At 36.1% G+C, this 25,546-nt stretch carries 20 protein-coding genes; 8 read left to right on the top strand and 12 right to left on the bottom strand.

Going from position 1 to position 25,546, the window contains the following annotated elements; translation table 11 throughout:
- The first annotated feature begins 29 nt into the window (after positions 1–29).
- Together UABHE_RS08465 and UABHE_RS08460 are read left to right on the top strand one after the other, a co-directional pair.
- Positions 30–257, top strand: coding sequence for a hypothetical protein (locus tag UABHE_RS08465; protein ID WP_372369815.1), 228 nt, complete (start codon positions 30–32; stop codon positions 255–257).
- A gap of 107 nt (positions 258–364) precedes the next feature.
- Positions 365–964 carry a PEP-CTERM sorting domain-containing protein gene (locus tag UABHE_RS08460; protein WP_372369814.1) on the top strand — a complete coding sequence of 200 codons (600 nt, stop codon included), beginning with the start codon at positions 365–367 and terminating at the stop codon, positions 962–964.
- 133 nt (positions 965–1,097) lie between these two features.
- Here UABHE_RS08460 and UABHE_RS08455 read toward each other — a convergent pair whose 3' ends face one another.
- Positions 1,098–1,787 carry a VOC family protein gene (locus UABHE_RS08455; RefSeq protein WP_372369813.1) on the bottom strand — a complete coding sequence of 230 codons (690 nt, stop codon included), beginning with the start codon at positions 1,785–1,787 and terminating at the stop codon, positions 1,098–1,100.
- A gap of 216 nt (positions 1,788–2,003) precedes the next feature.
- Between UABHE_RS08455 and UABHE_RS08450 the strand changes: the two genes are divergently transcribed.
- Positions 2,004–2,930, top strand: a complete 927-nt coding sequence (locus UABHE_RS08450; RefSeq protein ID WP_372369812.1) for a VOC family protein — start codon at positions 2,004–2,006, stop codon at positions 2,928–2,930.
- A 216-nt stretch (positions 2,931–3,146) separates the two neighbouring features.
- Here the strand turns inward: UABHE_RS08450 and UABHE_RS08445 are convergent, their stop codons facing one another.
- From UABHE_RS08445 to UABHE_RS08435, 3 genes are all read right to left on the bottom strand, one after another.
- Positions 3,147–3,581, bottom strand: coding sequence for a thiol-disulfide oxidoreductase DCC family protein (locus tag UABHE_RS08445; RefSeq protein ID WP_372369811.1), 435 nt, complete (start codon positions 3,579–3,581; stop codon positions 3,147–3,149).
- Positions 3,578–3,976: a hypothetical protein gene (locus UABHE_RS08440; protein ID WP_372369810.1), complete on the bottom strand. Its 399-nt coding sequence runs from the start codon at positions 3,974–3,976 to the stop codon at positions 3,578–3,580. The genes UABHE_RS08445 and UABHE_RS08440 overlap by 4 nt, the downstream gene beginning before the upstream one ends.
- A gap of 86 nt (positions 3,977–4,062) precedes the next feature.
- Positions 4,063–4,389, bottom strand: coding sequence for a hypothetical protein (locus UABHE_RS08435; protein ID WP_372369809.1), 327 nt, complete (start codon positions 4,387–4,389; stop codon positions 4,063–4,065).
- Positions 4,390–4,621: 232 nt separating this feature from the next.
- Here UABHE_RS08435 and UABHE_RS08430 point away from each other — a divergent pair, with 232 nt between their 5' ends.
- From UABHE_RS08430 to UABHE_RS08420, 3 genes are all read left to right on the top strand, one after another.
- The gene (locus UABHE_RS08430; protein WP_372369808.1) at positions 4,622–5,200 is read left to right on the top strand and encodes a hypothetical protein; all 579 of its coding nucleotides are present in this window, start codon (positions 4,622–4,624) and stop codon (positions 5,198–5,200) included.
- A 358-nt stretch (positions 5,201–5,558) separates the two neighbouring features.
- Complete coding sequence (locus tag UABHE_RS08425) at positions 5,559–7,097, top strand: hypothetical protein (RefSeq protein WP_372369807.1); 1,539 nt, start codon at positions 5,559–5,561, stop codon at positions 7,095–7,097.
- A 41-nt stretch (positions 7,098–7,138) separates the two neighbouring features.
- Positions 7,139–7,309, top strand: a complete 171-nt coding sequence (locus UABHE_RS08420; RefSeq protein ID WP_372369806.1) for a hypothetical protein — start codon at positions 7,139–7,141, stop codon at positions 7,307–7,309.
- Positions 7,310–8,045: 736 nt separating this feature from the next.
- Here the strand turns inward: UABHE_RS08420 and UABHE_RS08415 are convergent.
- The 8 genes from UABHE_RS08415 to UABHE_RS08380 form a co-directional block, all read right to left on the bottom strand.
- On the bottom strand, positions 8,046–8,705 hold the full coding sequence (locus UABHE_RS08415; protein ID WP_372369805.1) for a leucine-rich repeat domain-containing protein: 660 nt from the start codon (positions 8,703–8,705) through the stop codon (positions 8,046–8,048).
- 12 nt (positions 8,706–8,717) lie between these two features.
- Entirely contained in the window at positions 8,718–11,339 is a 2,622-nt protein-coding gene (locus UABHE_RS08410) for an FAD-binding and (Fe-S)-binding domain-containing protein (RefSeq protein ID WP_372369804.1), read from the bottom strand.
- A 544-nt stretch (positions 11,340–11,883) separates the two neighbouring features.
- Entirely contained in the window at positions 11,884–12,399 is a 516-nt protein-coding gene (locus tag UABHE_RS08405; RefSeq protein WP_372369803.1) for a HEAT repeat domain-containing protein, read from the bottom strand.
- Between the two features lie 10 nt (positions 12,400–12,409).
- Positions 12,410–13,702 carry a homogentisate 1,2-dioxygenase gene (gene hmgA, locus UABHE_RS08400; protein WP_372369802.1) on the bottom strand — a complete coding sequence of 431 codons (1,293 nt, stop codon included), beginning with the start codon at positions 13,700–13,702 and terminating at the stop codon, positions 12,410–12,412.
- A complete protein-coding gene (locus UABHE_RS08395; protein ID WP_372369801.1) occupies positions 13,699–17,196 on the bottom strand; it encodes a protein kinase in 3,498 nt (1,165 codons plus the stop codon). Before UABHE_RS08395 ends, hmgA begins: the two co-directional genes overlap by 4 nt.
- Before the next feature lie 69 nt (positions 17,197–17,265).
- Positions 17,266–18,915: a 2,3-bisphosphoglycerate-independent phosphoglycerate mutase gene (gene gpmI, locus UABHE_RS08390; RefSeq protein WP_372369800.1), complete on the bottom strand. Its 1,650-nt coding sequence runs from the start codon at positions 18,913–18,915 to the stop codon at positions 17,266–17,268.
- Positions 18,916–18,919: 4 nt separating this feature from the next.
- Entirely contained in the window at positions 18,920–21,502 is a 2,583-nt protein-coding gene (ppc, locus tag UABHE_RS08385) for a phosphoenolpyruvate carboxylase (protein ID WP_372369799.1), read from the bottom strand.
- Between the two features lie 238 nt (positions 21,503–21,740).
- Entirely contained in the window at positions 21,741–23,180 is a 1,440-nt protein-coding gene (locus UABHE_RS08380) for an aldehyde dehydrogenase family protein (protein WP_372369798.1), read from the bottom strand.
- 248 nt (positions 23,181–23,428) lie between these two features.
- Here UABHE_RS08380 and UABHE_RS08375 point away from each other — a divergent pair, with 248 nt between their 5' ends.
- On the top strand, positions 23,429–24,445 hold the full coding sequence (locus UABHE_RS08375) for a zinc-binding dehydrogenase (protein ID WP_372369797.1): 1,017 nt from the start codon (positions 23,429–23,431) through the stop codon (positions 24,443–24,445).
- A gap of 1 nt (position 24,446) precedes the next feature.
- Positions 24,447–25,286 (top strand): alpha/beta hydrolase, encoded by an 840-nt coding sequence (locus UABHE_RS08370; protein ID WP_372369796.1) that lies wholly within the window; start codon positions 24,447–24,449, stop codon positions 25,284–25,286.
- The last annotated feature ends 260 nt before the right edge of the window (positions 25,287–25,546 follow it).

Genomic DNA, 25,546 nt, shown 5'->3' with positions numbered 1-25,546 from the left:
AATCGTAACAGTTAGGAAAGAGTTAACATATGGAGTTACTAGATGATCGTTGTGATTTAAAATTAGTAAATATAATGATTGTAGGAAAAACATATCGCCCTAAAATTTTAGACCTCGGCATCGCAAAATCTACAAATAAAGAGTTAACTGCTATTACAAAAACAGGTGGGTTAGTTGGAACTCCTGCTTATATGAGTCCTGAACAAATTTCTGGAAATCATTCAGAAAATACCGATGTGTTTGGTCTAGCAATGTGAAATTCTCAATAGAATTTTTGACTATTCGTTTGTTAACTTTGCTATAATAAAATTGCGAAAGCAAACTATCATTGCTTATTCTATTAAGCAACATAAGGAAGTAAAAAATGAAAAAAACAATTGCAATATTTACATGTCTTTTTATTGGTTTAATTTCAATAAATACAGAAGTTCTTATAACAGATCTTGGAGGAAATCAATTTCAGATAACTATAGAACCTATTATATTTGAAATAGTTCAAGATTCGAATGCTGCACATAGAGCAATAATAGAAGGTTTCTTTTTGAACAATCAAGTAAATGCGGGAAATTTCGTTAGTGGAACAATTGATCTTAGTTTTAATGGTGGAGCTCCTGTAAGTATTTTAGGAGAGACGAGTATTGGTACATTTAACAATACCGTTGGAATAATAAATGCAAATGATTTATTAATAAACTATACTCTTAATTATGAGGCTGCAGGTGGGCAAGCTGTAGGCGCTGGAGATATTGTGACATTGTCTACAAACAACTTGATATTTGAAAATGCTAACTTTATACCTGGAACTGCAACGGGGGACTTAAATGCCGTGCTTTTTAATGGTACTACAACAGTGCTTGGAACTCAAACCGTAAGAGTTGGTGTAGTCCCGGAACCTTCTACATATGCTATTCTCGGTTTATTAGGTTTGGTTGTGATCAGAACGCGGAAGAAAAAAGTAGCTTAAATTTTGAAAATCGAGCTTCTTGAGTTAAGCTAAAGAGAATAGCAGTAGAAGTTGTTTACTCAATCGTTATGTAATCTATTAATTATTGGTGTTTGCCGCCATTTTCTATTTTATCAAGATGGCACGCAGGTACTCAATCACTAAAGATAAAAAAACCAAATCCGCCAGGATCACGAATGATTATATTGTCAACAATTCCTTCTTTATTGAAATGAGTTATTTCCTCGACAATAGGGATTTTTATTTGTCGAATTTTTTCGATAATAGCCATGTTCTCTTTTCCATTAAAGTAGGTCATTGAAGGATTAAAGAACAGATGAGGACAACATAATGGCTTCATTAAACTAATTGTCATTCCATCATCGCCAGCAAGGCTCATCCACCCTTGCTCAATATCTCCCATTGTTTTAGCAAAACCAAAAATATGCCAAAAATCAACACTGCGCTTAATATCTGTAGTTTCTAAGCTTAGACCTTGAAAATTTCCGGTTAATCCGAAAGATTTCTCTTGCAAGTGATCGTTAGTTGGGGCGCCACCTTCGACTAAATAAACCCATGTACCACTTGGAGAACTGAGGATATAAGTTTTTTCAGAATGGGTAACATGAGTGAGTTTTTCTAATTGCGCAACTTCCTCCTTCCATGAGTTTTTGAATAATTTTAATCCTGCTCTGGCAAAACGATCTGGATTAATTTCGATAAACGCCTTGCCATCGCTTACTAATGTTGAGCTGTTCCCTGATATAATTTTGAAGTCTAATTTCTTGTAAAATTCAATGCTGTTTTCTAAATTATTAGTAGGAGTTTGTATAATACTTTTCATAGTGAACCTTTATGTTATTTTTTTACGATGTATTTTAATTAAGTAAGTAAACCGTACATGAGATTATTGCTTTTATCAAGTTAAATTTAGAAAATTTTAATTCATGCAACTAATGTACTGTAAACATACGGTTTTTGTTTGCGTTTTTTTTTCGTTCAGATATAATGATGTAAAATGAATGTCAATATGTTTTATCAATTCGAAAAGGAATTTCGCATGAAAAAACTTTTTATCACTGTTATTTTAGCGTTTTCTATGAGTATGTATGCACAGCATAATCCTGGTGCAATTCCAATAGTTGGTGTTAAAGATATAGCAAAAAGTATTAATTTCTATGTTCAAGTTTTAGATTTCAAATTAAAAGAGGCTATTCCTGGTCCTAATGGTGGGTTTATGCATGCAGAAGTTGCACTAGACACTAATATGATTATGTTTAGTAGTTCTAAAGAAGAAGCTAATACCGGAATGTATATATACATACACCATCAAGATGTAGATACTTTACATAAAAATGCGAAAAAAAGCGGAGCAAATATTTTGAAAGCCCCTGAAGATCAATTTTATGGTCACCGAGTTTTTAGTCTTACTGATCTTGATGGTTATAAATTAGTTTTTTGGTCACCAATAAAAGATTTTTCAATGCTCGCTTGCGAAAGTTGCAATGGTCCAATAGAAAAAGGTAAGTATTGTGCAAATTGCGTTGATGATAAAGGACAGCCAAAAGATCTTAAAACTGTGGCCGAAGGCATGACTAACTATTATGTATCCCTTGGTTTGGATAAAGATATTGCTGCTAAATATACACAATCAATCATTAACAGAGATCAATTGTCGCCTGAGGCTGTTGTTAGTGCATATTATCGTGCGATAAAAAATTCTGACAAAGTAAAGATGCTTTCTTTGATGACAGAGAAATGCCAAAAACATGAATTGAGTTGGGAACGTTCGTTTACCAATGCTATATTTTCGAAAAATTGGCAAGTAATAGATCATGAAATATCTTACACTGAAGAGCAAGGCGCTAATGCTCATATATCTGTTCGCGCAGTTTTTAAAACGCCAGAAAAAGAAGCTGATAATGAGGGAATGAGATTTCGTTTGACTAAAAAAGATGGTAAGTGGTGGATAACTGATTTAGGATAATTTTTCAGAAAAAATGTCGGCTAATGTGCCACTTAAAGTGTTGTTAATTCAATAATAGTCAAGTGACTTCTGACTATTATTGAATTAAATAAGTGACTTGGCAATTTACCAAAAAGCCACTCTCTCCCGTGCTTGTCTTTTATATCTAATTTTGCTTTATTTTCTACGAGTAGTTTGGCTATTTACCAGTGATTTTCTTTGCAGTATAAGTTAAACTTATTTCTTAAACCACTTTACAAACCATAAAATGGCCTTCCATTTAAATTTAATTATTGCATGGAAGAACCGTGTAATCCACAATGACTTTCGTGGTAAAAAAGGACGTATACGAATGAAAATAGCATAAGCACCTTTGGCGCAAAAGTAAAAAAAAGGTATGCGGACTATCCTGGCAAAAGTTTCAAATCCAGAAGTATTTTCCCAAATGGCAACGAAAGCATCTATACCACGGTACATTTCACCGCTGTTTGACCTAACATGGAGATTAACATGAATATCATCATTTTCTAAACCATGTTGCTGTGCAGAAAAGTTTTGTTTACATATATCTACGAATTCAATTTCGTTGGTTTGTTGTTCGTATAGTGAGATTTCAGCCCTACATAAACAACATTCTCCATCATAATAGACTTGTAGCTTTGTGTTTTTCATTGTGTATTGTGTATTTCTTTAGGATTGATTTTTAGTTTGAGTAAAAAAGTGTTTACTGTTAATAACCACACCATAAAAAACATCAAGCCGAAACAAAAGGATAGAACACCTTGTAAGATACTTAGTGGCATAATCTCTATACCAAAAACCATACAAAAGCCAAGAATATTACAATAGCAAAGCCCAGATATATCTTCGAGAGAATGTTTGTCTAAGTTGATGACTATCGCTGTAATCATTGAAAAACAACTAAAAGAAACATTTGCTAATTTCTGAAAAGTGGAAGTAGCATTTAGACTCATCGTAAAAAATATAACAGCAGAAGAAATGCAGATAATAGTACCAAAAAACGATATTGCAAAAGCAGTGACATCACTATAGTTATTGTTGTTCATTCTTTGTCCTAACTAATCGAAAAACTATGAAGTATGTGGTTTGGCGTTCCATTGTTAAATTTGCACTAACAAAAATGATGATAGTTTTACGATATTAGCAAATAAATAAGTACAAGGTTTAGTATAACAGAGATAGTTAAGCTGACAGATAGCCCTCTATTGTGTTTTTTCTCCATGCGTCGAAGAACTTCCTCTTTACTTACATTCATTTCTCGTTCTACCATTAAACTATCTCTTGTCCATCCTTGGCTGAGCTCTGCGTAGCGATTCATTACTTCGTGTAGCACTTGTAGGTTCTCTAGTAGTTGTACTTTTTTGCTATGTTCTTTAACAAATTCTTCGTGTCTATGTTTGCGCTCTTTCTCGTCGTCATTGTTCATCGTAAATTCCTTGGAATAAAATAATTTTATCATAGCAAATTGCCATTTATTTTTATAAGAAAATGCGTTATCATGCATGAATATTATGACCTGAGAAAGTAAAAGGCAAATTGAAATTTTATTTAAACATGTTAATCTTTAGTTTTTTATATAACATGAGTTATTTTAGGAACTAACAAGGTATTTTGAAAGTCCAAAGTTATACTACAACTAAAAAGTAACGAAAATCGGGCATGTCGATACGCCTAATGAGAAAGGAAAAAAAATGAGTGGTAGTAGTGGAAAATGGAAATGGGAAGTTTTGATTAAGCTTTTAACTAGTCTTGGTTTTTTAGCGACTATTTTTTACGGTTATTATGAATATAAACTGCATGAAGAGACACGTGAAAAAGAACGCAAATTTGAAGAAAAGCAAAGTTTCCAACATCGCCAATTTGAATTATACAAAACCTTTTGGGAAAAACGCTTCGAAATTTACGTTGAAACTTGTAATTCTGCAGCAACAGTATCTACATTTATGGCAAAGTTATCAGCAAGTAGCAATATTAAGCCACTTCTGGCTAATAAGCCAAAGAGTGGTTTTTGGAAGTTGTACTACGGCGCCTTGAGTATTGTAGAAGATAAACATGTTGAAGTTGCATTATTTGAATTTGGGCAGACATTACGTAAATGTGAAAAGCGCATAAAAAATAATCAACCGCCAATTGTAGAAGATGCAACCTTGTTGAAAAAGCAATCTTTAGAATTAGGGCTTGCTTGCCGTGAATCAATACGCGAATACTGGAAAACACTTGAAGATGTAGATCGCGTTAAAATGTCAGAGTTTACTACGGATAGTAAATAACGACATTTGGTTTAGTTAAGGAACTGCGAATGCACCATACGAACAAAGGGATAACTTTAAAAGACGTAGAAATGTAGATCAAAACGCTTATCCTGGTATTTTTAAACTTAACGAAAACATAACAACTACACCAATAGCTTCTGATGATATCGGAGAATCGCATAATTATGAAAACGGAGCAGTGATAAATTTTTTGTTCTTAGATGGTCATGTTGACCATGTACGTATAAAGCCAGAAGCTCGGTATGAAGAAATAACAGATATGTTAGATGTATTAGCAAATTAGAAGTGTTAGGTTTAACAATGCTTCGTTATGTTGTTCGTTTTTATTTTGAATATTTTGTTAGGGATGAATCTGATGTTTGCGAGACGATTATTTTTAATAATAGTAGGTTTTTTGGCAATTTCTCCACTATATGGTCGACGACAAAGCCAGAAAATTATTTTTACTGTAGAAAAAGAGCGCAAAATTCAAGGCCTTTCGATTTCTCCAAACGATTATTTAGAATTTAATAGTGATGGAATGCTGCTTTTGGCGCGCTGTAAAAAAACTACGAACTATTATAATACTACTTGGCCGCAGAATACGACATTTGAATTTAATAAATACGGATATTTAGAATCTTGCACTTTTTATTCGACAGTGGTTGTACATGGCTTTCCTTGTAAGCAAAAAGTAGAGTGGTCTCCACAAGGAAAGCCACTCTCTTTTACTTTGGCAAAACCGCATAAAATTAATGGCTATCTTTGTGATATTTATTACGTGCGGCTTTCGCAAAGTGGCAAGATTCGTTATTGTAAACTAGCTAAGAATAGAAATATCGATGGATATCCTTGTGCTCCAGAAATAGTGAGGTTTTCTGATGTAGGTAGACTGACTAGTTTTACCTTAGCTGAAGACAGAGTTATGAATAATATATTATTCCACAAAGGTTCTCAAATTTTTTTACATCGCAATGGAAATATTTGGAAATGCATAATTTCTAAAACAACGAAAATAGAGGAGTTTCTCGTTGGAACATACAATATGCCCGAAATATATTTTTATGAAAATGGGCAAGTAGAGCGTTTTCACTTATTAAAACCAGCGACTATTAAAGGTTATGCTTGTGCTGCGAGACATACAGGGTTTTATCCAAGTGGTAAGCTACATTACGCTCAGTTAAGAAATCGCGAAAAAATCCAAGGAATGTATTGTAATGCTGCAGATATTTCTTTTTATAAAAATGGTAATTTAAAAAGCTGTGTTTTGACAAAACCAGTGTTGTTGGGAGGTATTTGGGGAACAGGAAAAAGTGGTTTTCATACAAGTGGTAATTTTCGCTATTGCGAAATAGCACAGGACATAAAGCTTGGCAAAGTTTCTTTGGTTGCAGGAGACCATGTCACTTTGGATGATGAAAATAAAATTATCAATTGTTGGTTATCACGTAAAAGAAACATTTTAGGTAAAACGCTAAAAAAAAGTACAAATATTTGGTTTTATAAAAATGCAAAAATAAAGTCAATTGGTGCTCAACAAATACTACGCATTCAAGGATATCTTTGCCAAGGATACAATAAAATACATTTTCATAATAACGGAAAAATCAAAGAGTTTATCAGTGCAGAAAATATTATTCTAGATAATTTGTCTTTTCCGGCAAATACACACTTGGTTTTCCGTCAAAATGGTGAGCCTGCACGAGCGACTTACATACCTTATTCTTACGAACCGCCAAAATACGTGTCGAGAAAGTATACTCCGATAAAAATCAATGAAGTTGTTATTCCAAATAATATCGATGTGGTGGCATTTGTAAAAAAGATATTTTATGAACACATTTCACAATTAGCACAAAAAACTATAGTAATCCAAGGTACAACGTTGTTTGATGAAAACGGAAAAAGAAAATGAAATAACTTCTTCGTATCGCATAAAAAAGAGCGTTCTTATCTATGGTTTCTTCTGCATCAAAAGAAATAAAGTCGGCAGCTTACACTCTTTTAATTCACTACACTGAAAAAGAATTTCCATCAGATTCGGCTATTTGGGAAAAGTGGCACAACAGTGTAGAAAATTCCGTTTATTGGGACAGTGAAAAATGTAAATATTCAGTTTCTTTATAACTTGGAGTTGTTAAGCGAATAGGCATTTTGTTCTTTTACTCTGACACGGATTTTGCTCTTCTATGGAACTAACTCGTGAAAGAGTAAAAAATTCAGCTTCATACCAAAAAAAACGGTAGTCCATATCATGTAGTGATGTTTTCTAAAAACTTCTTTTTTGATACAATTTAAAATAAAAAAGTAGTTATCAGAAAAGGAGATATGAATGAAATGTCCGAAATGTGGCTCGAAGAAGTCTATAAAAAATGGAAGCGTGTACGGAAAAGCAAAGCAGAAATGTAAAGAGCGTGGACGACATCTGCGCTTGAAAGTGCTGGCGCTTTAGATATAATAATTACCAAAGAATACTACCCTAAAGAGCAAATTAATTTGGGAAAAAATATGCTGCGGTCAATTGTCTCAATGCTGGTTCTTTTGATCAAAAGAACTTCCAAATACCGTGTTTTTTAAAGGATTAAGAATTAAGATTAAGATTTCTTGAACCTACAGATTACTCACTTATACTCTATTTCTTTCCATGCCTGTTCTGTTAGTACCAGCTTACTTCTTCTTGTATTTCTTTTCGCTTTTGCCTTTGTCTGACATAAATCCCTCTTTCTCCCTGAGACTTTTTTGATTTTTCAAAAAAAGAATCCATGTGTTGCTAAATGGAAAACACGCGGATCTTTCAAATTTTATTGTGCAAATGTGTGATTACTGCTGTCAATAAGAGATACCCAACACAATGAAAATTGTATTAAATTTTTACATCGCAATTGGTAAAAAATTCTAAAGTTTTTGATTGTTTATCTTTATCAATATTGTTGTTGAGCAAAGAAAGTTGCGTTAAATTTTGTAGTTGCCCAAGTTCTGCTGGAACATCTTTGATATTATTGTTGTCTAATATGAGTGTTGTGAGTTTCTGTAGCTTTGTTATGCTTGTAGGTATTTCGCGAATATGATTATTATTTAAATGCAGTTCTTTTAAGTTTACTAATTTAGTAATCTCAGTGATGTTGGTCATTTCGTTTTGTGATAGATCTAGGACCATGACGTTTTTCATTTGTGAAAGCGAAGGTGGTATTTTGTTTATTTCGCAAGCGTCAAGATGGAGTTCTTTTGCATTATCTGTTTGCAAAAAGTTGAATTCGCGATCGCTGGTCATGAGATTACTGAGCCTTAAACACTGAATATAGCCACCTTTTATGGTTGTTTTTTCTATTTCTTCTATGATTAGTTCTGGGAAACTGCAGTTCATAAAACGGCAATTTTCGACCATTTCCATACAAATGCTACTGAATTTACAATTTAGAAATGAATTGCCTTTTACATGTTCTACAAATTCGAGTTCGAAAGTGCAATTTGCGTATTTAGTTCCTGGATTTATTTGATTTAGGGTTTTGTTGCTGATCGTCATTTTGATCTCCGCTTAAGACATGAGTTTGTCAAACCATACAATGGGATGTTCACCTAAAATTTCATGGCGCTGTGCCATTTCTCTACATGAACGACCACTAAGTGCGATAGGAGCGTTGCCGCATTCTTTGAGTTGAGGAATAAAGCTATCTTGTGAAACTTTCATTGCTAAATCGTAGTTCTCTTTTTCATAGCCAAAACTTCCTGCCATACCACAACACCCTGAAACAATAAGTTTTACATCAGAAACGATGTCGAGTAACTCTTTTGACTTCATGGCTAAATGCATAGATTTTTGGTGGCAATGAGAGTGATAGAATAGTGGTTTTTTATGTTGAGAAGTAAGTTGTTGTTTTTGTTGCTCGCTGATAATGGAAAGCAAATAATCTTCGAGAAGTATTAGCTGCTCTTCGTGCGAAAAGTTTTTATCTAATTTTATAGCATCATCGCGTAGCATTGACAAGCAAGAAGGTTCAACAACAATGATTTTTTTTTCTTTTGGTAGTTTTAGTTTTTGGACTTGTTTTTTGGCGTAGTCAAGCACACCTTTCGAAAAAGCTGGACGTCCACAACATCCTGCATATATTGGAAATACTTTGTGACCTAATTTTTCAAAAACATTCATTGCTGAAAATCCCATTTGCGGCTCATAAAATTCGATATGAGTGTCTACAAATAGAAAGGCTTCGCATTCTTCTATAGTCCACGGGCATTTGTAATTATGACTAAAACGCTTTTTGGCCGGTGTAGGCAGTGTACATTTTGAATGAACACCGACAACTTTTTTCACAATAGATTGAAATGGTATGCCAAATTTACTACCTAGGACTGATAGAGTAGAGAATCGTGCAAAAAAGCGATCTCGCCATGTAGGACCAGACATAAATAAATACTCAGCTTTAAGTATTGCCATATCTACTTGAGAAGGACATTCGCGATGACAACCTTTACAAGCTAAACAACTTCGTAAAGACGACTCTAGTTCTTTGTCAACTTTTTTCCCTTCTAACCACGCCGACAATAAATTAGCACGACCACGTGTAGAAAGAGCTTCGTCGCCAGTGACTTGAAATGATGGGCACATAACGCCTACCTTTTTTCGACATGCACCTTCGCCGTTACATTTCTGCACAGCACTTACAAAGCCGTCACCGAGTAAAAATGTTTTTTTGTTGGGTATGGAAAAATCTTGTCTAAATTGTGTGCGGCCATTTAAACGAAAAATATCTTGTGGATCAAATGCTTTTCTTACATCCTCAAAAGCACCTACTAACTCTTTACCAAAAATTCTTTCTAAGTAAGGTCCTTTTGAGCGTCCGTCCCCATGCTCTCCAGTTAGAGTTCCACCGAGATCGGTGAGTAGATCTATACATTCATCTAGAATTTGATCCATACGTTTTTGATCTTGTTGATCACTTAAGTCGAGAAGCGGACGAATATGTAAACACCCAGCTGAAGCATGAGCATAGTATGCGCCATTGGTGCCATGCTTTTTTAAAATTTTATCTAGGCGCTTCACATACTCTGGTAAAACATCAACAGGAACAGCACAATCTTCGATAAAGGGGATTGGCTTGCGTTTTTGATCTATGGACATAAGTATGCCAAGTCCTTCTTTACGTGTTGTCCAAATTTCTTGCTGCGTTTCTTGATCATCAATGATCATATGTGCACCCATCTCTGACAATTGTTGTCGTTTGTCTTCGCAGTACTCTACGATTAAAATTGCTTCGGGAGAGTCTTGTAGAGCTTTCGTTTGGAAATGAGAACTTTTGCGTGCTAGTTCTAGTATGGTGCGGTCCATCAATTCTACCGCAGAAGGTTTTGAAGAGAGAAGATTGGGAACGTCCTTCACTGCTTCATAGACGCTTTCGTAATAGAAAAGTGCCATTTGCGTTTGCTGTGGTTTAGGAAATAGCTGAATGTCAGCTTCTATGATAATACCTAGTTGTCCTTCGCTACCACAAAATAGAGGAAGCAGCGATTTGAAATCCATTACTTTGCGCAAATTGAGTCCTGAAGCGTTGCGCCATGTTTTTGGCCAATACTTTGAATTCGCATGCGGTTCGATAATACCAAGAACTTTCTTTGTAAATTTATCATTGCGATCAAGATCATTGCGTGCAAATGTTCTTATTGAGCCATCAGCTAGTACAACTTTCGCCTTTAGTAAACAGTCAACAGCCATTCCATATACAATGGAATGAACGCCTGTGCCATTGTTTGCCAAAAGACCGCCTATGGTAGAGCGATTTCCTGAGGCAGGGGCTGGGCCAAAACGATATCCAGATTGACTACGACTTATTTCATCAATAACAGCGCCAGGTTGTACAGTTGCAATATCATCTTTAACAGTAATGTTATCCCATGCGCAAAAATCTAAAATAACCGATTCGCTTACGGCTTGTCCTGAAAGAGATGTACCTGCACCACGAGCAAGAACTGGTATTTTATATTTAGCGGCCGCTTTTACGATATCAACTACGTGTTGTTCGTTTTTCGGAAACATTACACCAAGTGGTTTACAGCGGTATACGGAAGCATCTGTTGAATACAAAGTTATCAACGCCTCGTCTTCTTGTAAATGCATTTCTTGTTTAAATAACTGTAGATTTTCTTTAGATACTTCTTGCATATATCACCTCGACTAAGAGCCTGTTACAAAATTATTTTAAGGTTCGGAGAAGCATGTTAACCGCCCTAATGTAACAAAAAAAAAAGCAAAACGAAGAAACTTTTTTCAAATTTCTTCATTTTGCTTTTATAAAAAATATCTAATCCAGATGGCGACCAAAATATTATTGCAGTAATATTTATTAGGTCACTTAGTTATGCAAGTTCAGGGAAAAGGGAAACTTCTGATTGTATATCAGTTGCAAGTATATCTGTAACAGCTGGATTCATTCCTAGTTCGAAATCAATTACTTTTTGTTGAATACCCATGACATAGATCCTTAATAAAAAATAAAATATTTCAGTTAACCATAAAATTATGATTTTCATATAAGCAATTACTATGCCAAAAAGGTGTATTTGTTGCAAGTTGTTTGTTTTGAGTGTGTTAGCGATTATTGTCTGATGCAATAAATATATGTCAACTTACGTTTATTGCGCAAAAAAAAAATGGCGCAATAAAGATATTACACTGTGCCATTTTTTTTTTGCACCTAATGTCGAATTTATTCTTTTATAAAGTACTTCGAATTAAACTTCCACCACTCTCCCCATAAAACTTGGTTTTCTCCATCCTCATTGTGAATAGGAGTTAGCGTGAGTTTAGACAATGCACGCGAAGCAGCATCTGCAACTAAGTCATCTTCGTCTTTTATTGATGTTGTTATAAGTGCTTGGACTACGCTACTCTCACGTATGTTACTCAAAGCTTCTACAGAGTGAAATCGTACTTCTTCATCCTCATCACGTAGTAGCTTTACGAATTCTACAGTTGCAGAGTTTGAGTCTAGTTTACCAATTGCAATAATCGTTTCGATGGTTTTTTCGCTTCCTAAAGTTTCAGGTTTCGATATTCTGTTTTGCAATAGTTTTTTCAATCCAGGCGCAAGTTCTAAGTCTTCGCTATCTCCAGCTGCTACAATTTGCTCTATTGGAGCTTGAGAATCTCCTGTTTTTACATAGTGAAAACTGCTACAACCAATTGTTAAAAAACAGGTTAAGCAAATAATAAATTGAATCATGAGATGTCCTTTAATTTTCTGGAGAAAAAATGGCCTTAATATCTTGCCAACAATCTAAGTAATTTTTTTGTCTTAGCTCAGAATTGTATATGTGTTCTGTTAGACGGTATGGAAAAACACTTTCAAACATGAATGCTAAAGTGCCTTTCAAATATACAGGCTTTAAATCTTCACTTGAGGCTTTTTCAAATGTTTTGGCGTCAGGTCCATGAGGGGTCATTCGGTTATGTAAACTGAAGCCGCCAGGGACAAATCCATCCGCTTTGCCATCATAAACACCTTTAATAAGACCCATGAACTCACTCATGTAATTGCGATGAAAGTATGGAGGACGAAAAGTATTTTCGGCAACTAACCATCTTGATGGGAATACGACAAAGTCAATGTTTGCTGTTCCTGGGACAGAACTTGGACATGTAAGAACAGTAAATATACATGGGTCAGGATGGTCAAAATTTACAGCGTTAATTGCTTGAAAATGATCGAGATTGTATTTGTAAGGAACATAATTTCCATGCCAAGCAACAACATCTAAAGGGGAGTGAGGTATTGTTGTTTCCCACAAGTTCCCTAGGTATTTGTTGGTTAATTTGAATGTGCCTTCGCGCTTTTCATAGCGAGCCACTGGCGTTAAGAAATCTCTAGGGTTTGCTAAACCATTGGCGCCCACAACACCTAAACAAGGAAGGCGAAAAGCAGCACCATAGTTTTCGCAAATGTAACCGCGAACCTCTTCTTCTATAACAACTTGAAACTTTATTCCGCGTGGAACAACGCAGATTTCACCTGGTGGAACTTCTAAACTACCAAGTTCTGTGTTAATAACTAGAGTACCTTGTTGAGGAACGATTAGGAAATCGCCATCAGAATTATAGAAAAAACGGTTAGTCATCGATGAGTTAGCTGTGTAGGTATGAACAGCAAGACCTACTTGGGTGTCAACACAGCCATTTCCACCAATTGTAATAAGTCCATCAATAAAATCGGTTTGTTGTTGTGGTAGGGGAAATGCGCTCCACCTCATTTGATTAGGTGAGGGTGGTACCTCATTGAAAGGAGCACTACGCAGCAAACGATTATCTATTTGTTGATACTCTCCCTGAATTACAGAAGGTCGTATACGATAACACCAAGTTCGTTTGTTTTCTTCACGAGGAGCAGTGAATGCTGTCCCACTAATTTGTTCACTATACAAACCATGTCTTACTTTTTGCGGTGTATTTTGCCCTTTAGGAAGGGTATTTGGTAACGCTTCTGATGCAAATTCGTTTCCAAACCCGCTTAGGTACTCAAAATTTGTCATGAAACTTTACTCCAGATCCAGTCAATTTCAAATATACATATTTCGTTACTGTCGCTTGCAGTTAAAACCAACCTGTCTTCAATTACTTTGAAAACAGCAATATCTGAGCGATGAGCCTGGAATTCATATATACACTCGGCTTTATCGATATGCCAAAAGCATACTTTTCCAGTATACGTAGTTCCAATAACCACAGAATAATCTACGAGATGAATGTCTTTCAAAATATCATCTGTTACAAATTCTTTTACTATTGTCATTGTTTCGATGTCGAAAATACTAATTTTTTTGCTACGCGAAGTAACTGCAAAATGTTTTTTATCATTTGCAATTGCAATATCCAGTATATGACGACAATGAGGTCGCACTGATGCTTCAATGCATTTGTTGGAAAAATTCCACAAATGAACATTTCCATTCCACTCGCAAATAATCGCTTTTTCACTGTTAAGGAAATGAACTTGATAAATGCTATCTTCAAATTTATGTTGCGCTTGCAGTGTTTTGTCTTCAATGTTCCATAAAAAAACTTGCCCATCGCGTCCGCCGGAAAGTATATATTTTTCGCAATGGCTTATTTGAACGCTGTTTACCCAGTGAGTGTGGTTTTGCCACTCAGCATATTGTTGTGTATTTTCGAGATTCCAAACGGTAACACTGTGATCCCAACTACCTAATACCGCAAATTTTCCACTATTACTTATTTTTAGAGATGAAATGGCGCGCTTACTTTTTTGGACAAAACTTAGATTGTAATCTGTATACAAGTTTGAAATAGCAATAGGATCATCTCCGCTACTTGTAACAGATATATTTCCACTATCCACGGTATCCAAACACCATATTTGCTGAGGAGTATGAATCATTTTACGCATAATACACTTATTAACACCGCTAATAAAAAATTGCCCATAAACAGCGCAACTTTGAATTGCCTTTGTAATACCACTGTTTATTTCGTAACCAGGTATACGTTGTAAGGAACGATAAGTATCATAAGCGTTTTCGTATTCTTCATTGTAAAACGCCAACTGTGCTTGGCGAATTTTTTGCGGAATAAGCGCTGGTACTGCTATTTGAGTTGATTTAGGTTGCAGGAAACAAGCTTTACGTCTAATAGGAAAAGCCTGTTCGAAAATATTGTTCCAAATAGATATAGTACAGCCATTAGCAGATATCAGTGTTTTAACGTCTTGAGTCATTGCTCCGCATAAAGCTTCCTCATTGAACAAAATGGTTATGCAGTATTTTAGTGGTAGGTACCAAATTTTGAGCATATCATCTTCATTGCGCGTTAGTAAGAAATATCCATCTTCACTTAAAGAAATAGCAATTTCATGGTCAAAGGTTTCTATTTGCGATAGTAACTCACCTGTTTGCGATTCCCAAATGTAAATACCGTCTTGGTCCGTTGAAACAAGTTCGCCATTGTTACCCGCGATCACAGAGCCACCTTGCATATGGTATAAAACTTGTTGGGTTTTGATATCCCATAAGTGCATGTTTTCATTTTCATCACAGTAAATGGCATGGTGATCATTACAAAGGGCAACATCTTTAATCCAGCCGCTACCACTATCTATGGTAGTCAAGCATTTTCCGGTCTTAATTTCCCATACCTTGCAAGTTCCGTCCCAACTACCAGATAATACATAATTGGATGAAATATCTATACTATCTACGCGATCACTATGTCCTCGTAGTTGATGTAAACATTTACCACTAGATAGGTCCCAAATACAAATAGTATGATCCCAACTTGCAGACACTAATTTGCTACCATCATCACTGATTTTTATTTTACTAATGTGTTTTTCATGCTCACTAAATCCAAAAAGAGGGGTATATTCAATACTATCCCAAATAATAATATTTCCTTCGCAATCGCCCGAAGCGATAACAAGGCCATCTCTGGATACATCAATAGCGGTAATTAAATTTTCAGGATGATCGAAATCCATCATTTGCATCCAGCCTTCGAGAATATCTACGCTCTCTACTTCTGGAATATCTTCATTACTACATGTATGGAAACCGCGAATTGCCCGAATGATATTAGGGTTATCGCAAATAATTTTTCGATAATAACTTATTGCTTTTTCTTTAAAATCTTTACTGACTTCTCGTTGATAAAGTCCTTGGCCTGAGAAAAATTCTGCCGCATGAAGATTAGCCCAAAAAATATCAGGGTATTTCTTGGTAACTTCTTCCAATAAATGTTGTGTATTTTCTAGTTCGTTATTCTCGAAAAAATGAGTTGCTTTTCCCAGAAGTAACAACAAATGATTAGGGTGTAATTTATGTCCCTGTTCCCAAATAGCAAAAGCTTTTTCTTTTTCTTTGTTTTCAAAAAAAACAGCTCCCAGTCTATACCAATCATCTGCGCTACATCCTTGCTGTTGTAAAACTTCTTCGAAAGCAGCAATGGCTTTCTCGTGCTCACCCAAACGGAAAAATAATTCTCCTTCTAAACGCTGAGATGTCAAAGTTTTTGGCATTTGCGAGTGGAAAAATAAAATTTCCTCTAAACTCTCATAAACTAATGTTCCTGTCTCAAGAGCTAATAACGCTTTTGCACAAGAAATACGCTCTAGATCGTGATTACTCAAATGTTCTGTTTCATCTAAAAATTGATCTAAAGTTTCTAAACCGCGGCGGAAATTGAGTAAATGCCAATTCCATGTAGCACTTACACTCGGAGGAGTTTGGGTCATATTTGCAAACCACAACTGTGCAGCGCGATCTTCGTCTTCAACTTCAAGATATGAAAGAGCCTGCTTGTTTGCTTGTTCTATTTCAAAGCGCGAAGATTTGATTGAACTAAGGTACAATTTACCATGCACATCTTCATAAATTTGTTTTAATTGCTCAATTGCCATCTCAAAACTGTATATATCATTGTTGAGAAACTGCTCAAGCATTTGCGGCAGCTCTGTTAGTTTTGTGATGTTGCACAAATGCTGTAGAAATTTTCTGTAGTCATTTAAATTTTTCTTAGTATCATTACTTAAACACAGAAAATCAGTGACTTTTACATCTAAATTTTCACGAGAAATAAGAATATTTTCGCATTTTAAATTTGTATGTACAATGTTTACTTGTGCTGCATGAGATAAAGCCTGCCCAATTTTTATTGAAATATTCAGTAGTGAATCAAGCGATGTTAAGTTACCATTATCTATATATTCTTGTAAGTTACAGCCATTTAGGTATTCTGAAACTAGACAAATATAGTTATTGATTTTACGAATATAATACACGTTTACAATTTCATGGCAACCAGATAAGGATATCCATTTTTTTAAGAAATATATAAATTGCCGTTCTTTGTTTTCATCAGAATAGAGAGAAGGGCAAAAACACTTCAAACGAAAAGGACGATCCCAGTTTATATCGTATACTTTATATGCTTTATGTGGTGTATTTTTTGAATCTAGCGCACAAATAATTTTATATTTTTGTGCTAAAATGTCTTCTTCTTGCCAAAGCATCATATCTCCCATTTACTCTAGAGAGCAAACAAAAATCACATGAAATTTTGCATTGCAATTTTTTAGCAATGTCTATTCAAATACAATCAACGATGGTTGCCACTCTGAAGGTGGTTCATACCCTAATAAATTTACAACTGTTGCTGCAACATTGCTCAAGCCTTTTTTAGCTAAACTATTATTGATTTTGTACTCGTTATTATAATGAGGATCAAAAATAGCAAAAGGTACAGGGTTTAGTGTGTGCGACGTTTTATTTTTTAATTTTTGCGTCTGCTCGTTACGTATGAAATTTCCTTGCCCATCCTTTTCATACATTTCATCTGCATTACCGTGGTCGGCAAGTACTATGGCAACACCATCTTTTTGAGCAATAAATTTAAGTAGTCGTCCCAAACATAAATCAACAGCTGATACTGCAATTGTCGCAGCATTAATATCTCCTGTATGACCTATCATATCACCGTTTGGGTAATTTAATCTAGTGAATTTAGTCTGATATTTTTCAATATTATCGATAGCAGCATCGGTAATTTCCGCGGCTTTCATCCATGGTCTTTGTTCAAAAGAAACTGTGTCCGATGGAATTTCTTGGTATGTTTCTAGAGTTTCTGAGAACTTGTCAAAACGGTTACCATTCCAAAAGTAAGTGACGTGACCGTATTTTTGTGTTTCTGATACTGCAAATTGAGAAAAACCATTTGTGGCTAAAAATTCTCCTAGAGTATTGCGAATCAAAGGAGGTTCAACGAGAAATTTTTCTGGCGTTTTTGAATCTCCATCATATTGCATCATACCTGCAAATTTTACTTTTGGGTAACGCTCGCGATCAAATTTATCAAAAAACTCCATCGTAAACGCTTGGGTAATTTCGAGAGCGCGGTCACCGCGAAAATTAAAAAAAACTACCGAATCGTCATCTTTAATTTCGCCAACAGCTCCTTTATCATCGTGAACAACAAAGCTTGGAAGAAATTGATCGGTAATTTCTGAATTTTCTTGGCGAAATGTAGTTATAGCTTCCTTAGCACTTGAGAATGCACGTCCTTTACCCAAAACATGCGCATGCCATCCACGCTCAACCATTTTCCAATCAGCACCATAACGGTCCATTGTAATGTGCATGCGTCCGCCGCCAGAAGCTATTTTGTAGTCGCAATTTTGTTGGGAATTTATTTGTTGAAGGTGTTCCTCTAACATATCAATATATTTGATAGCCGAAATTTCAGAAACGTCTCTACCGTCGAGAAGACAGTGCACGCGAACTCTGACAACTCCTTCAGTTGATGCATGAGTGAGCATAGCAAGCAAATGCTTGATGTGGCTGTGTACATTACCATCAGACAATAGACCTATAAAATGCAAACATGTATTTTTATCTGTACAGTTTTGAGTTAATTCTTGCCATGTACTACCCATAAACATTTGTTGTGAATCAATAGCTTCACTTACTAACTTTGCGCCTTGGTCGTATATCTGACCTGCACCAATAGCGTTGTGCCCTACTTCTGAATTTCCCATATCTTTGTCGCTTGGTAAACCTACAGCAGTACCGTGTGCTTGTAATTCACAATAAACCGATTCTTTCTTTAACGAATCTAAAACCGGAGTTCGTGCGAGGTGTACAGCATTACCATTGTCCTCTTCTCCTATAGCAACACCATCAAGTACAACTAACACTAGTGGCCCTTTACGCCCACTAAAATTTTTAAGTGCTTTCAATTTTTTATCCTGTATTTCTCATACCTGCAGCTATACCATTAAATGTAATTAGTAACGCATCTTTTAACTCTTCGTCGAGTGTGTCATCGTTACGTAAACGTTTTAATATCTCAATTTGTAATAAATTTATTGGATCAACATAGGGGTTGCGAACATCTATAGAACGACGTAAAACGTTATTACTTGCAACTGGTCGCTCGTTTTTTGTTATGTTGAGTACCGTTTGGTAAGTGGTGGTAAATTTATCTCGTAGCTCCTCTCCTAAAACCCGTAAATTTTCATTGACGAGAGCTTTGTCGTATTCTTCAGCTATTTTTATATCTGCTTTTGCAAGAACCATTTCAATGAGATCGAGTAGTGCACGGAAAAAAGGCCATTCTTGGTACATTTCTCGCAATGTGTTCTCGTTTTCAACCATTTGTTTTTGTAGACTTTCGCCAACACCTAGCCACGATGGTAAGATAAGACGCGTTTGCGTCCAAGCGAAAATCCACGGAATAGCCCGAAGTGATTCAACTCCCCCACCTTTTTTACGACGCTTAGGACGGCTTCCTATGTTTAATTCACCTAACTCTACTTCAGGTGTAGCTGTACGAAAATAAGGAACAAACTGTTCGTTTTCTTTGACAATTTGATCATACGCATTATGCGAAATTTTTGTAAGTGCGTTCATTTGCTCACGCCATTTTTGCGTAGGTGGTTTTGGAGGTTCTAGTGTGGAAATCAACGTTGCTGTTGTATATATTTCGAGAGTGCGAAAAGCAATCCCTGGAAGTCCAAACTTAGCGTTAATCATTTCGCCTTGTTCTGTAACGCGCAAACGACCGTCTACAGACCCAGGTGGTTGCGAAAGTATAGCTAAATATGTAGGGCCTCCTCCACGTCCAACAGTTCCTCCACGACCATGAAATAATGTTAACTCAATATCATTTTTTTTGCACACATCTACCATTTTTTCTTGTGCAACATAAAGGGCCCACGCTGCAGCAAACCGACCTCCATCTTTTGCTGAATCGGAATAACCAATCATGATTTCTTGATGACTACCTATTTTATGACGATACCACTGATTGTTAAACAGTGTACTTAGAGTATTTTGCGCTCCATTTAAATCAGCTACTTTTTCAAAAAGAGGGACAACGCGCATTGGGTTTTTTACACCCATTTCTCGTTGTAGTAATTCAACAGCGAGTATATCAGAAGGAGTCGCAGCCATAGAAATGACATACGCGCCAAAACTCTCGCTCGGAGTTTCAGAAATAACCTTAAAGGTATTTAGCACTTCTTCGGCCATGCCTTCCGCAGAAAAATTACGCGGAATTAGAGGACGTTTATTCTGCAATTCTTTGCAGAGAAACTCATAGCGTTTATCCTCATCCCACTCTTTATATGAGCCGATTCCAAGAGCTGTTGTGATTGCATCAATCGTTTCGGTATGGCAAGTTGATTCTTGGCGAACGTCTATTTTTACAATAGAAAGACCAAAGCAGTGTAAGCGTCTAATCACGTCGAGAAGACGTTTGTCGGCAACGATTCCAAGGCCTGTCTCATGAAGAGACTCATACATGAGAAGTAAATCTTTTTCTAGAGTTTTTGTTTCTAAATAGTAATTGGTGTATACAGACGTTTGTCCAGCGAGTAGTGCTGCAAAATGTAAACGAGTTTCGTGAATTCGATCGCGAATAACGCGTAGTATTCTTCGGTAAGGTTCAATACAATCCCCTACAATTTTTCGCAGAGTAGGAGAACACGTTTTAATTGATAGCTCACTGTAGAGTGCTTCAATCTCTTTGTGAAATAAATCAGCACCTACCCATCTTGCCATCCAACATACACGCTGCGTTGTTTTATAATTGACATTTGGATTTCCGTCACGATCTCCTCCCATCCATGAACCAAAAGAGATAGGGACTGCATCAAGTGGAAGAGATTTTCCTGTAAATTTTTGTAAGTTATCATTTAGATTGCGTAAAAATGCTGGAACAGCGTCCCAAAGTGTTTTTTCTAAAACTGCAAATCCCCAGCGTGCCTCATCTTCTGGTGTTGGTTTATTGCGTCTGATTTCATCTGTCTGCCAAGAGCACACTACTTCACAGTAAAGCTCTTCAAATAATTTTTCGCGATCATCTTCTAGGCAAAAATCTAGTTTTTCTAGTAAACCATCAATTGCTTGGTATTTTTGGATCAAGGTTCTGCGTGTTACTTCTGTTGGATGTGCTGTTAGTACTAACTCTACTTTTTGTTTGCAAATCGCTTCATACAAATCTTCTTTTGCAATTCCTGTTTCATTGATTAAACGTTCAAAAACCTCGGCACAAGAAGCTCTTTGCGGTTTTTTTCCCTGAGATTTATATTCGTTTGCGCGGCGAATGCGGTGTCGTTGTTCTGCAATATTAGCCAAGTTTAAAAAATGTGTGAATGCGCGCGCTACAGGGATAGCGTCTTTTATATCCATACTGGAAAGTAAGTTCGCTAAATCCGTAAAACTATTGTTGTCGCCACTTCGCGCTTTTTTAGACAAGCTACGAACCTGTTCAACAATTTCAAATATTTGTGGACTTTCTTGTTCGCTGATTGTTCTCCCCAACAAGTTCCCCAATAATTTGACATTTTCCCTTAGTTTTAAGTGAGGATCGCTATTCAAAATTTGCACTCTTTCTAAAAGTAGTTTGGTTATCACAAATCTAGTGTAGAGTTGCGATAAAAATATTACGTTATCTTTGTTATATTTTGGTTAGATTGGACCGCGACCTTAACATCGCTACGACGATTACTAGGTCACGGTCAAGGTTATTGTTGTTTAATTGATGACATTCAATTCATAATTACATTTTACTAGGAGGTGTACGCAGTACCATTAAGCGAATTTCAGTCATGTCTTCCATTGCAAAGCGAATTCCTTCGCGACCAAGTCCACTTTCTTTTACTCCACCGTAAGGCATATGATCAACACGCCATGATGGTACATCGCCGATAATAACTCCACCAACCTCTAGTTCATTCCAAGCTTTATGAGCTTTGTATATATCATTAGTGAAAATACCTGCTTGTAAACCAAATTCACTATCATTAACCATTTCAAGAGCTTCATTAAAATTGGAAAATTTTGTTAAAATGGCTACTGGGCCAAAAGCTTCCTGACAGTTAACTTCTGCATTTTTAGGAACATCTTCAAGTAAAGTTGCTTGCAGCATAGCACCTTGGCGATTGCCTCCGCATAAAAGTTTTGCTCCAGCACTTACAGCGTTTTGTATCCATGAATCTAATCTTTTTGCTTCTTTTTCTGAAATCATTGGGCCAATAAAGGTAGAATCTTCTTTTGGATTTCCCATTTTCAAATTACTAGCTTGTGCAACCAAACGTTGGCGGAATTCATCGTAGATTTTTTCATGAACAAGTATGCGCTGAACACTCACACAACTTTGTCCTGATTGATAGTATGCGCCAAAAATAATACGCGAAATGGCGTCATCTATATCTGCATCTTCATCTACAACACACGCAGCATTTCCACCTAACTCTAGAATAACTTTTTTCTTACCTGCTTTGGCTTTTAGATCCCATCCTACACCTGGGGAACCAGTGAAACTCAGAAGTTTTAGTCTGTCATCAGTGGTAAATAGACCTGCTTCATTACGTCCACATGGCAAAACAGAAAAAGCGCCTTCTGGCAAGTCTGTTTCAGCAAGAACTTCACCTATGATAATGGCGCCGATTGGTGTTAAACTTGCAGGCTTTAAAATAAAAGGACACCCTACAGCAATAGCAGGAGCAACTTTATGCGCTGCAAGGTTTAGAGGGAAATTAAAAGGAGAGATAAATGAACATGGCCCAATAGGAACGCGGCGCCACATACCAGAGTATCCTTTTGCACGAGAGTTAATATCCATAGGCATCACTTCGCCAGTCATTCGCACTGATTCTTCCGCAGCTATGCGAAAAGTATCGATTAGGCGACTTACCTCTCCGCGACTATCTTTTATTGGTTTACCTGCTTCAATACATAGTGCAGCGGCTAACTCTTCAGCGCGCTCTGTAAATCTTTTGACACAGTGATTCAAAACGTCTTGCCTTTGATAACTTGGCATCTTTGCCATAGGTTCGCAAGCTTCTACAGCTTTTTGAATGGCTAGATCAATAGCTTCGCGGTCTGCCATTGCAATTCGCGTAGCAATTTCTCCTGTGTATTTATCTATAACTTCGAGATTAGCATTTGGAGATTGCGGTTTGTTAGCTAAATAATAAGGGTAAGTAGGTTGTAACATAAACAAAGTACCTCATAATGAAAAGCGATATCAAAAATACCTTTTGTAATAGGGTGTGTTTGCATTTAGGTTTTTATATAATGTGAATACACCCTAATTAAATATTAGCCTATGCTAACTAAAAACAAGGCGGTGATCAACGAAAATTTGCCGTAGGCACAAAAGTTTCATAAAACTATGGCGATTTTGTAAAAAACTATTATTATGAAGCAAAAGATTTTGTAAAATTTTATGTGGAGAAAAGGATAATGAAAAAGTTATGGAAAATTAAGCGTGCCGGTAATATCAATAATCTACAACTAACGGAAGAAAAATTATCTCCACTTGATAATGATAAAATTCGCGTTACAACAAAAGCTGTTGGCCTAAATTTCGCGGATATTTTTGCTCTTGTTGGCTTGTATTCGGCAACGCCAAAGGGAAGTTTTACGCCAGGTTTAGAGTTTGCTGGAGTTGTGAGTGAAGTAGGTAAAAACATTGATCAATATTCGGTTGGCGACAAAGTATTTGGAGTCACGCGTTTTGGAGGTTATGCGTCTATTATCGATAGTTTACCGCAATATTGTTATTCGTTGCCAAACAATTGGACTTTTTCTGAAGGAGCGGCATATCCAGCGCAAACATTGACCGCTTGGTACGCTTTAAAAGAACTTGCGAACATAAAACCACGGCAAAATGTGCTGGTTCAAAGCGCAGCTGGTGGAGTAGGCTATCAAGCATTGCAAATTTGCAAAAGTATAGGTGCCAATGCAATAGGAAATGTTAGTACTTTGGATAAAAAACAGTTTTTAGCAAAGCAAGGTTACGATAGTATTTTTATACGCGACACAGCCCAATTTTCCCAGCAAGTACGTAAACTCTTAAAAGATGAAGAACTCCACGCTGTTTTAGACGCAATTGGTGGTAAAATTCAACAGCAAAGTTACAATCTCTTATGTTCAACAGGTCGCCTAGTAATTTTTGGAGCAGCAGAATACACTCCTAAAAATAGACGGCCGAATTATCTAAAAGCACTGTTTAAATTTTTAAGTCGCCCGCGCTACGATTCGTTAGAACTCATTTCTGATAATAAGTCGGTTATGGGTTTCAATTTAATATGGTTGTGGGATAAAACTGAAGTGTTACAGCCAATGTTTAGCGATATGCAAAAACACGATTTACGCCCACACATAGGAAAAGAATTTTCTTTTGGTAATGCACTCGCTGCTATCGATTGGTTAAAAAGTGGTAAGTCTATTGGTAAAGTTGTTCTGAAAGTAGATTAAAATGATATTAAAAGTGATTATATTTTATAGTGTAATTTTTTTATGGATATGGCTTATTTTTCGTTGGGCAGCTCGGAAGCTAGCAAATAATATGCTATTTTTTCCAGATAAAGAGCTCCTGAATACTCCACAGCAACATAAACTTACTTATGAAGATGTTCATTTTACAACCACTGACAACAAAGAAATTCATGGATGGTTTGTCCCATGCGAGAATTCTGTTGCGACAGTACTCTTTTTACACGGTAATGCCGGAAATATTTCCAATCGCCTTGATGAAATTGCGTTGTGGCACTGCATTAAAGTTTCGGTATTTATTATTGATTATCGCGGTTATGGGAAGAGTAAAGGACGGTGCTCGGAACGAGGTTTGTATTTGGATTCGGAAGCAGCTTACGATTACTTGGTAAAAGAACGCAACATTGATCCGCAAACAATCGTCTGTTTTGGAAGATCTCTTGGTGGAGCTGTGGCAATCAGGCTAGCCTTAAACCGTGATTTTGGAGCTGTTATTGTGGCCTCAACATTTACAAGTTTAAGAGACATTATCCGTAAACTCTTTGCCTCATGGTTAGCAGCTTTCTTTTGTTGGATTAGCCCGTTTAAGCTAAATTCTATAGACTTAATTAACTATATTAAACGACCACTTCTTGTCTTACACGGTACAGAAGACGAACTCATTCCTTATTCGATGGCAAAGGAACTATACGAAACCGCTTCGAAACCCAAATTACTTTATCCTATAGAAAAAGGTAAACACAATGATACCTTCATTGTTGGTGGTAAAAAATATTGGTATGTCATTGAAAACTTTATCAAGAAAAGTGTTACAGAGCTTTGATCGTAATTGAAAATGTTTGTTTTCTACCCGATGAATAGGGCGCGTTGACATTTAAAGCTTTAGATCGTTCCCTTTCTCGATTTCGATCTTATTCCTAAAAATAAAGGACATTCTCTACTTTTGTAAAGTTGTCTTTGTAATTTTTGTTTTTAGAAAAAGACTATCACTGATTTTGATTATAAAAACTCAATGTTTATAAAACTTCGATTATTGCTATGCTTGCCAAAAGAAAAATTTTTTGCAACATCAAGAAATATAAT

This window comes from Candidatus Uabimicrobium helgolandensis (genome assembly GCF_041508025.1).
In the GTDB taxonomy this organism is placed as follows: Bacteria; Planctomycetota; Uabimicrobiia; order Uabimicrobiales; family Uabimicrobiaceae; genus Uabimicrobium; species Uabimicrobium helgolandensis.
The sequence above is the reverse complement of the archived record's forward strand: the minus strand, read 5'-3'. Positions and strand labels throughout refer to the sequence as shown.

Coding starts and splice junctions, on each gene's coding strand:
- UABHE_RS08465 (WP_372369815.1), top strand. CDS start 30: ATGGAGTTACTAGATGATCGTTGTGATTTAAAATTAGTAAATATAATG.
- UABHE_RS08460 (WP_372369814.1), top strand. CDS start 365: ATGAAAAAAACAATTGCAATATTTACATGTCTTTTTATTGGTTTAATT.
- UABHE_RS08455 (WP_372369813.1), bottom strand. CDS start 1,787: ATGAAAAGTATTATACAAACTCCTACTAATAATTTAGAAAACAGCATT.
- UABHE_RS08450 (WP_372369812.1), top strand. CDS start 2,004: ATGAAAAAACTTTTTATCACTGTTATTTTAGCGTTTTCTATGAGTATG.
- UABHE_RS08445 (WP_372369811.1), bottom strand. CDS start 3,581: ATGAAAAACACAAAGCTACAAGTCTATTATGATGGAGAATGTTGTTTA.
- UABHE_RS08440 (WP_372369810.1), bottom strand. CDS start 3,976: ATGAACAACAATAACTATAGTGATGTCACTGCTTTTGCAATATCGTTT.
- UABHE_RS08435 (WP_372369809.1), bottom strand. CDS start 4,389: ATGATAAAATTATTTTATTCCAAGGAATTTACGATGAACAATGACGAC.
- UABHE_RS08430 (WP_372369808.1), top strand. CDS start 4,622: ATGAGTGGTAGTAGTGGAAAATGGAAATGGGAAGTTTTGATTAAGCTT.
- UABHE_RS08425 (WP_372369807.1), top strand. CDS start 5,559: ATGTTTGCGAGACGATTATTTTTAATAATAGTAGGTTTTTTGGCAATT.
- UABHE_RS08420 (WP_372369806.1), top strand. CDS start 7,139: ATGGTTTCTTCTGCATCAAAAGAAATAAAGTCGGCAGCTTACACTCTT.
- UABHE_RS08415 (WP_372369805.1), bottom strand. CDS start 8,705: ATGACGATCAGCAACAAAACCCTAAATCAAATAAATCCAGGAACTAAA.
- UABHE_RS08410 (WP_372369804.1), bottom strand. CDS start 11,339: ATGCAAGAAGTATCTAAAGAAAATCTACAGTTATTTAAACAAGAAATG.
- UABHE_RS08405 (WP_372369803.1), bottom strand. CDS start 12,399: ATGATTCAATTTATTATTTGCTTAACCTGTTTTTTAACAATTGGTTGT.
- hmgA (WP_372369802.1), bottom strand. CDS start 13,702: ATGACAAATTTTGAGTACCTAAGCGGGTTTGGAAACGAATTTGCATCA.
- UABHE_RS08395 (WP_372369801.1), bottom strand. CDS start 17,196: ATGATGCTTTGGCAAGAAGAAGACATTTTAGCACAAAAATATAAAATT.
- UABHE_RS08380 (WP_372369798.1), bottom strand. CDS start 23,180: ATGTTACAACCTACTTACCCTTATTATTTAGCTAACAAACCGCAATCT.
- UABHE_RS08375 (WP_372369797.1), top strand. CDS start 23,429: ATGAAAAAGTTATGGAAAATTAAGCGTGCCGGTAATATCAATAATCTA.
- UABHE_RS08370 (WP_372369796.1), top strand. CDS start 24,447: ATGATATTAAAAGTGATTATATTTTATAGTGTAATTTTTTTATGGATA.